Origin of the sequence: Tissierella praeacuta DSM 18095, assembly GCF_900128955.1 — a bacterium.
Classification (GTDB): domain Bacteria; phylum Bacillota; class Clostridia; order Tissierellales; family Tissierellaceae; genus Tissierella; species Tissierella praeacuta.
In genome coordinates, this window is the sequence record NZ_FQTY01000005.1 from 178,794 (window position 1) to 187,110 (window position 8,317).

Here is an 8,317-nt window from a genome sequence, read left to right on the forward strand (position 1 = left end):
ATCTCATCACCTATCGTATTTATATATTTTTTCAAAGGTCTTATAATAAAGCCCTGTAAGAATCAAAGCTATTATAGTAATTAGTATATTATATACCATGGCATAGGGTCTATTTGCAAGTATTGGATTATTATATTCAATAAAAGCCTGTACAGGAAGAGCCTTAGGTTGTGTTGGTCCTAGTAGTAATGGTACTTCATATGCTCCAAAGGAAAATGCAAAGATAATAATAAAGGATGAAAAAACTGAAGGCATAATAAGAGGTAAAAGTACATAAAAAAACACTTGCATTTTGTTTGCTCCTAAATTGGCTGCTGCATAGGATAATTTATTGCTAACTTTTCCCAATATAGTATATGTTGTAAGGGTGACAAAAGGTATTTCCTTCCATAAGTATGTTATTATTATACCTATGCCATTTTTCTCATATAGAATAGAGGGAAACTGGCTCCCTTCAGTAAGTAAGCCAGTTTCATATAAAATTCGTGGAATTATCCCAGTTTGGGATAAAATATTATATATAAGAAGTACAGAAACTATATGGGGTACTATTATAGGTACTCTGTATATAGATTCTATTATCTCTTTTTTTCCTTTTACTTGAAGAATTGCATAGGAAAGTAAAACACCACAAATTATTGCTATAATAGATGAAATAAAGGAAGTATAAAGACTAAAGCCTAAAGATGCCAAAAATCTTTTACTGGTCAGTACCTCTTTATAATATTTCAATGTAATTTTAGTTAAACCAATTGCCTTAAAATATCCTAAACTTTGTATAAATCCCATTATTATTCCTGAAACAAAAATGGTAATTAATATAAATAATATTGGAGATAGCAATAAATATGGTTTTATTTTTTCTTTCAAATTACTCACCTTCACCTGGTATTTCTTCTATCCATACTTTCTCAATTATTGGAACTAAATCTGCTGGCATTTCTGGAATTCTATGTTCTAATAATATATCTTGTGGTAAAGTTGCAATACCTAATTCTATGGATTCAAATCGAACCTTTTCTTCTTGACTCAATTTATCATTGTCTAATACTGGTAAATCTCCCCATGTTGCTGGCTCATATTTTGTAGCTTGAGATTCTACATTTAATATATAATTAATCAATGCCATAGCCCCTGGCTTATTTGGAGCATTAAATGGTATAGCTAGAAAATGAGTATTACCTATGGTCCCTTTGTCAAATACAAAAGTTCTAGTTGAGTCTTTGTATTCTCCTGTTGCAATTTTTCCTGATGCTGCATTTGGATTATAAGTCATAGTCATCCATACTTCTCCATCTGCATACATATTGTCAAGAAGTGGTGCATCTCCGGGGTAAGTCTTACCTTCTTTCCATAGATAAGGCTTTAGCTCCTTTAAATATTCAATAGCTGGTTCTATAGCCTTTCTTACAGTTTCTTCATCTGCTTCCATATTCATAAATTGCTCATATCCTACAATATCACATATTATATTTCTAACAAATGCAGAGCCTGTAAAATCCGGTAATGCTGGATAAGTAAATTTCCCTGGATTTTTCTTTGCCCATTCTAATAATTCCTTATGATCTACTGGGGTCTTGTCTATCTTTTCACTATCATATACCATTACCATTTGAGCTTTCCCATAGGGTGCTTCATATCCTTCAACTGGATAACCAAAATCATATTTTACATCTGGTGAGTCCTTATCTATGTATTGATTGAAATTTGGTAATTTATCAGTAAAAGGTCCAAATAATAAATTGTTTTTCTTAGCAGTAAAGAAATTTTCTCCATTAATCCATACTACATCTATATTTCCATTTTCTACATTTAATTGTTTTTCATTTAAAAGGCTATTAAGTATTTCATCTATATTCATTCCAACTCTTTTTACTGTAATATCATAGTCTTTTTTTACATTTTCTGATAGATAGCCATCTATCCATGAGTTAGTTTGTTGACTACCGCCCCATCCATAAAAAGTAACAGTAGTTCCTCTTGCAGCTTCAAGCAGCTCCTCAAAATCCTTATCAAGTATATTTCCTTCATTAACTTGTTCCTGTTCAACTACTCCTTGTTCAGCTTTGTTTGTATTACATCCAACTAAGTTAAATATTAAAAGTCCTGATAATATAAGTAATAATACTTTCCTATTCATTAATCTTCTCTCCTTTTTCTTGAAATATCTTTTTCATTATAAAAGAAATTACAAACAATCCTATTAGTAATCCTATGGAAAGATAAAAATCTTTACTTCCAAATACTGTAGTCTTATCTCCAAGGTTTGTATATACTATTATTCCTGGTAATGAACCAATAGTTGTAGCTAATGCAAAATCTTTGAACTTTACATCTGATAATCCTGCACTATAGCTAACTATCTTAAAAGGAAATAAGGGAACTAACCTCAACATCAAAATTAAAAAAAATCCACTATTCTTTTTATCAAATAAAACTAAATCCTTCTTTATAAGTTTCTTTACTACTTGCTGACCTAGTTTTCTAGATATATAGAACGATATTGCCGCTCCAATTAATGAGCCTACTGTAGTAAGTACAGTTCCCCAAAACAATCCAAATATCATACCACCTGCAATTACTAATACAGAGTCTGGAAATAATAATAAAGGTAAAGATGACAATAAAGCTAAATAAATAATTGGTGCCATAATTCCTTTACCTTGGATAAAATCCTTAATCTCTTTTGGTCCATAGCCTTTAAAAATATTAAATTTATTGATTAATAAAGCTATAGCTATTATTAATCCAGTTGTTAATATGAATTTTAATAAAGAATTTTTATCCTTCATATTCTCACTTCCCCATATTCTTTCCTCTATACCTATTAACCCACTTTATAACTAATCCTTGGTTCTTCTGCTCCATATGCTGAAAATCCTCATTGAATAGTAAATCCAGTATATGGTAAGACTTCTTGCCACCTCTACGCATAGACTCTACACACTCTTGACAATAGGTAATAATATATTCTGTTTTTGCCTCCTGAGCCCTTCTCCTAGTATGGGAATTGGCTATTTTACTTTGGGTAACGGACACCATGCCACCAGAGCCACAGCAAAGAGTTCTTCCCTTGTTATACTTCATTTCTTCAAGTTTAAATCCTAAATCATCTACTATATTTCTAATAGAACTATGGATTATATCTACATCCCTAGTTGGACATGGATCATGTATGGTAAACTCTAGTTCTATGGTTTTACCAATACCTTTTCTACCATCTGGAATTCCTACATTAGCCAGTACTTCCCATAGAGAAATTACTTCAATATCCTTGCTATTATTTCCTATGGTCATAAAACAATTTTGACATCCAGTAATTATCCTTTTAACATTTTTATCTTTGAATTCTCTTTCAAGTATAGAATAATATTCTCTAAACTTCTCATCTTTTCCCATGAAAGCTGTAGGCTTACCACAGCATTTGGTATATATTCCTATGCCATCTATTTTACTTCTAAGATATTCATATGTATTTTCTACTATTTTTGGACTATAAGAAAGAAGACCACATCCTGGGAAAAATATAGTATCTGATTGTAGATTTTGAATATCAGATGTAAATAATTTAGAAAAGCTTAGGTTTTGATGTAGTTCTACTCCACTGATATTCAGTTCCTTAGGTAATTTACCATTATTTTCTTTAACTACATCTCTTCTCATATCTAGAAATAAGCTCTTTAAATCTACTTCCTTTGGACATACTTTAGTGCAATATCCACATAGCATACATGAGTAGGGTAGGGTATATTCAAATCTTTCATTATCTAATAATTCCTTTAGTAGATTTTTTGGAGAATTACAAAACTTATCTAACATAGGACAGCCTTTCATACAAATATTACAACCAATACATTTTTCTTCTTCTTTTTTAATTATTTTTATAGTTCTATCACATATTTTCATTTATTGCATCCTTTTTTATTCTTCTCATCCCATATCTTCTTGATTAAAAATACTAATGCACTAACTGCAAATAATATAAGTAAACCAGTAACAAAAGTCTTTGTGCCACCAGTCAATTTTTCTCCTGCGTAGGAATATACAATAGTTGCTGGAAGTTGTCCAAGTCCTGTAGCCCATAAAAATGACCATAGACTCATGGAGGTTAGCCCTGCTGCATAGCTAACTATATCAAAAGATATAAAGGGTAAAAGTCTAGCTATTAATATGGCATAATTACCATACCTTTCAAAAAAATCATCTATTTCTTCCAAGGCAAATTTAGATGTTAGTTTTTCAACTGTATTTCTCCCATATATTCTAGCTATATAAAAACATAATACTGCTCCTGCCATAGCAGATGTCCAAGAAAGAATCGCTCCCTTAACCCATCCAAATAATCCTGCATTTGCAAAAGTAATTAAAAATGCTGGCAATGGTGCAGCTACTGATTGAAATATCATAAGGAAAAATGATATAATCGGTGCCCATATACCAAAAGAAAGTATATATTCTTTAATAGCTTCTACATCTAATTTTGAAAATAATTCTATTATTTGATTAATCTTAAATCTTATTTCTGGTATAAGTAAATACATTAAAACTAATCCTAAAGCAATTATTAACTTTATCCATGTTGATTTTTTAATTTTTTTCATTCTGCACCTTCCTTTCTAATACCGATTAAATTTTAACATATGGAATAGTTTAAATAAAATTAAGATTATCTATATTTTTTGTCTATATATAGATATTTCTTATATGCAATATAACTATTTGGATAACTCAAATAATTATTTCTTTAACACATTGACATTTATCTATATATAGTAATATAATAACACATAGATAGTTATCTATGTGTTATTTGTATTTATAAAATATTCTATTATATAAAGAGGTGATTACATGAATAAATCTTATACAGACTATGCTTTTCTTTTAAAAGCGTTAGGAGATGAAACAAGGATTAAAATCTTTCATATGTTATCTAAAGGAGAACTTTGTGCTTGCAATTTATTGGAAGAGTTCCATATTACACAGCCTACCCTTTCTTATCATATGAAAATACTATGTGAATCTAGGCTTGTTAATGGAAGAAAAGATGGTATATGGATGAAATATTCCATAAACATGGATTCATTAAAATTATTAAAAAACTTATTTAATGATATAAGTGAGGATATGAATAAATCTAACAGCAAACTAAATAATATTTAAGGAGGATAATATGTATGGTTATTTTAAAATGGCTAAATACACAATTACTTAAAATGGAATGGCTTTTTAATTTGATTAAACTTCTTGTGGAAAATATTTTTGGTCTAAGAATAGAAAGTAGGTTAGGTGGAAGTATTCACTTTTTTATATATGATGTAATAAAAATATTTATTTTACTTTCAGTCTTAATATTCGCTATTTCCTATATTCAATCTTTCTTTCCACCAGAAAAAACTAGAAAAATACTAGGTCGATATAAGGGCATTACAGCTAATACATTTGCCGCCTTACTTGGTACAGTTACACCCTTTTGCTCCTGTTCTTCTATACCATTGTTCATTGGATTTAGCAGTGCTGGTCTACCAATAGGGGTTACTTTTTCGTTCTTAATCTCATCACCTCTTGTAGACTTAGCCTCTGTTATATTATTAGCTAGTATATTTAATTGGAAAATAGCTATAGCATACGTTGCAGTTGGTATAATCCTTGCTGTAGTTGGTGGAACAATCATAAGTAAATTGAAACTAGAAAAATATGTAGAACCTTTTGTTTTTAATAATCCCGTACTTGATATAGCTCAAGAGGAATTAACAGTTAAAGATAGGATTAATTTCGCAAAAGAACAAGTTTTAGATATTATAAAAAAGGTATGGCTATATATTTTAATAGGTGTTGGAATTGGTGCAGCTATTCATAACTATATTCCTGAATCCTTTATATCAGCCATACTAGGTCAAGATAAATGGTACTCTGTTTTAGTAGCCACATTTGTAGGTATACCTATGTATGCAGATATATTTGGCACATTGCCTATTGCAGAAGCATTAGTAATGAAAGGAGTAGGTTTAGGAACGGCTTTATCTTTTATGATGGGTGTAACAGCACTCTCACTTCCTTCCATGATTATGCTTTCAAAGGTAGTTAAGAAAAAACTCTTATGGATTTTTATTGGTATTGTATCTTTAGGAATAATTATCATAGGGTATGTTTTTAATATATTTGGATATCTATTTATTTAAGACTAACTGATAAAAAACATCTTTAAAACCAAAAGGTCTAGCAGGGATTAACTCCCCTGCCAGACCTTTCATTTTTATCTTCTGATAAAATATTATTGTTTAGTCAATACCCCTTTTATTTCCTTTACTGATGGAACCTTACCCCTAAATTTAATTTCTCCATCTATGATTAAAGTAGGTGTCGTCATAACACCATATTTAACAATCTCTACTAATTCTTCTACCTTCTCTATCTGAGCATCTATATTTAGCTCTTCAATAGCTATATTTAAATTTTTTTCTACATTCTCACATTTTGGACAACCAGCTCCTAAGATTTTAATTATCATTTTATATTTCTCCTTTACTATAGGAATTTTACTTCATCATATTTGTTAACTCAATATATTTTGCTGCTACCTTGCTTTTTTCTATATCCAATTTTAGTATTGGATATTCTTCTATATTGTCTACTATCTCCTGTAATATCTTTTCCAGCAACCTATATTCTATATTTAAAGAATAGAAGGTATATTGTTCTTTTCTTTTATCTTTTACTAAACCTATATCTCTAAGCCTCGCAAGATGCTTTGAAATATTAGGTTGAGATATGCCTGTAATACCACAAATCTGGCATACACAAAGCTCCCTATGAAATAGAAGTACCATGACTCTAAGCCTAGTCTCATCAGAAAGTAATTTAAAATAATTCAATAATTTATCCATATAGTCATTCCTCTCTCTATCTTAACTTCATTTCTTTTCCCACTACCTTTTCCCAAGCATTAAAAATTGGTCTAATTATTTGAGGTCCTATTTTAGATATGATCACTAATTCAGATATATTCTCACCCTTATTTGTTAATTTATAGTCTATAGTTTTATTTACTACATCTACTTGATTCCATCCATCTTCTAATTTAAAAAATCCCTTTATTCTATAACTATCTTTCTTTATAATATCTAAAAACTGAGTAAGCCTTTCCTTAGTCAATTCTCCATCATATGTTAAAGTTAGAGTTTTTGGTTTGTTCTCAGGGGTATTAGTAGTTTCCTCTACACCAAGCCAATCTTCTTCTAATAAATCCTTTTCTAAAAAGTTGTAATCTATCTTTCCATTTATAGACTCTACAATATCTACTCTTTCATTTATCTCTCTAATCTTTGCTTTAACTTCATTAAGCTTATTCTCATCTATTAAGTCTACCTTAGATAAAATCACTAGATGAGCAAATTTAAGCTGCCTCTCTACAGTTTCTATATCCTTTACTTGTTCTAAGAAATTTAAACCATCTACTATACAAATAGCTCCACTATAATCATATACATCCCCTTTTACAACTTTTACAGCCTCTAAAAATTCTCCTATATTAGATGGATCAGCAAGACCTGAACTTTCAACAATAACATATTCCATATTCCTATCTGCCATTTCTGTTAAGGCAGATACAAAGGAAAGCTGTAAGCAAGAGCAAAATATTGAACCCCTGTTTATTTCTACAAGTTCCATACCATCTTTTTGGATTATACTTCCGTCTATTCCTACCTTACCAAATTCATTCATTATAACTGCTACTTTCTTACCTTCTAAATCATTAAGCACATTAGTTAAGAAAGTAGTTTTTCCTGCACCCAAAAAACCTGTAAGTAAATATAATTTTGTTCTATTTTCCATAGTACATGCCTCCTTAGAATTTCTATATCCTTATATGCCCATATGGGCATATAGTTATAAATTCATGTTACATTTGATTATTAGCTTTGTCAAGTGCTTATTAAATAATTCAGCTGAAAAATAATAAAACTTAACAAATAATATTATAATAATCGGGTAGGAGGTAAATAATTAATTTATTTACCGACCTCCCTCACCACCGTACGTACCGTTCGGTATACGGCGGTTTCATAGTTTACACTTTAACTTCAAGGTAATATTTAAGAAAACTTAAATAACCTTGTTTTTCAAACCTAGCATTGGTTAGGGTTGTTGCAAGAATCCAGCTATTGGCCGTATGCCAGTAGCCTTTTCTTGTATTTGCCCATTCCCATGCCTTTTCTCTTGCTACTCCCAGTTTCTTAAGGTTAACAAATTTCGTCTTGACCTTCTTCCAACTTTTCCATGTTATCATTCGAATTCTTCTTCTGAGCCATTCATC

At 30.2% G+C, this 8,317-nt stretch carries 11 protein-coding genes; 2 read left to right on the forward strand and 9 right to left on the reverse strand.

Annotated features, from left to right (window positions below; genetic code table 11):
• Nucleotides 1–6: 6 nt before the first annotated feature.
• Genes BUB33_RS07935 through BUB33_RS07955 form a run of 5 tightly spaced genes read right to left on the reverse strand, consistent with a single transcriptional unit; the run spans nucleotide 7 to nucleotide 4,601 of the window.
• On the reverse strand, nucleotides 7–870 hold the full coding sequence (locus BUB33_RS07935) for an ABC transporter permease (RefSeq protein WP_072975184.1): 864 nt from the start codon (nucleotides 868–870) through the stop codon (nucleotides 7–9).
• A 1-nt stretch (nucleotide 871) separates the two neighbouring features.
• Nucleotides 872–2,140 (reverse strand): ABC transporter substrate-binding protein, encoded by a 1,269-nt coding sequence (locus tag BUB33_RS07940; protein ID WP_072975186.1) that lies wholly within the window; start codon nucleotides 2,138–2,140, stop codon nucleotides 872–874.
• A complete protein-coding gene (locus BUB33_RS07945; RefSeq protein WP_072975189.1) occupies nucleotides 2,133–2,792 on the reverse strand; it encodes a TVP38/TMEM64 family protein in 660 nt (219 codons plus the stop codon). The genes BUB33_RS07940 and BUB33_RS07945 overlap by 8 nt, the downstream gene beginning before the upstream one ends.
• A gap of 4 nt (nucleotides 2,793–2,796) precedes the next feature.
• The gene (locus BUB33_RS07950; RefSeq protein WP_072975192.1) at nucleotides 2,797–3,906 is read right to left on the reverse strand and encodes a (Fe-S)-binding protein; all 1,110 of its coding nucleotides are present in this window, start codon (nucleotides 3,904–3,906) and stop codon (nucleotides 2,797–2,799) included.
• Nucleotides 3,903–4,601 (reverse strand): TVP38/TMEM64 family protein, encoded by a 699-nt coding sequence (locus BUB33_RS07955; protein ID WP_072975194.1) that lies wholly within the window; start codon nucleotides 4,599–4,601, stop codon nucleotides 3,903–3,905. The genes BUB33_RS07950 and BUB33_RS07955 overlap by 4 nt, the downstream gene beginning before the upstream one ends.
• A gap of 250 nt (nucleotides 4,602–4,851) precedes the next feature.
• On the opposite strand from BUB33_RS07955, the gene BUB33_RS07960 reads away from it, so the two are divergent.
• Both BUB33_RS07960 and BUB33_RS07965 read left to right on the forward strand, forming a co-directional pair.
• On the forward strand, nucleotides 4,852–5,163 hold the full coding sequence (locus BUB33_RS07960; RefSeq protein ID WP_072975196.1) for an ArsR/SmtB family transcription factor: 312 nt from the start codon (nucleotides 4,852–4,854) through the stop codon (nucleotides 5,161–5,163).
• Nucleotides 5,164–5,177: 14 nt separating this feature from the next.
• Nucleotides 5,178–6,182: a permease gene (locus tag BUB33_RS07965; protein WP_072975198.1), complete on the forward strand. Its 1,005-nt coding sequence runs from the start codon at nucleotides 5,178–5,180 to the stop codon at nucleotides 6,180–6,182.
• 92 nt (nucleotides 6,183–6,274) lie between these two features.
• Here the strand turns inward: BUB33_RS07965 and BUB33_RS07970 are convergent, their stop codons facing one another.
• From BUB33_RS07970 to BUB33_RS07985, 4 genes are all read right to left on the reverse strand, one after another.
• The gene (locus tag BUB33_RS07970) at nucleotides 6,275–6,511 is read right to left on the reverse strand and encodes a thioredoxin family protein (RefSeq protein WP_072975200.1); all 237 of its coding nucleotides are present in this window, start codon (nucleotides 6,509–6,511) and stop codon (nucleotides 6,275–6,277) included.
• A 28-nt stretch (nucleotides 6,512–6,539) separates the two neighbouring features.
• Entirely contained in the window at nucleotides 6,540–6,887 is a 348-nt protein-coding gene (locus BUB33_RS07975) for an ArsR/SmtB family transcription factor (RefSeq protein WP_072975202.1), read from the reverse strand.
• A gap of 16 nt (nucleotides 6,888–6,903) precedes the next feature.
• Entirely contained in the window at nucleotides 6,904–7,836 is a 933-nt protein-coding gene (locus BUB33_RS07980; RefSeq protein WP_072975204.1) for a CobW family GTP-binding protein, read from the reverse strand.
• A gap of 235 nt (nucleotides 7,837–8,071) precedes the next feature.
• A partial coding sequence (locus BUB33_RS07985; RefSeq protein WP_072977052.1) for a hypothetical protein occupies nucleotides 8,072–8,317 on the reverse strand: 246 nt, incomplete at its 5' end.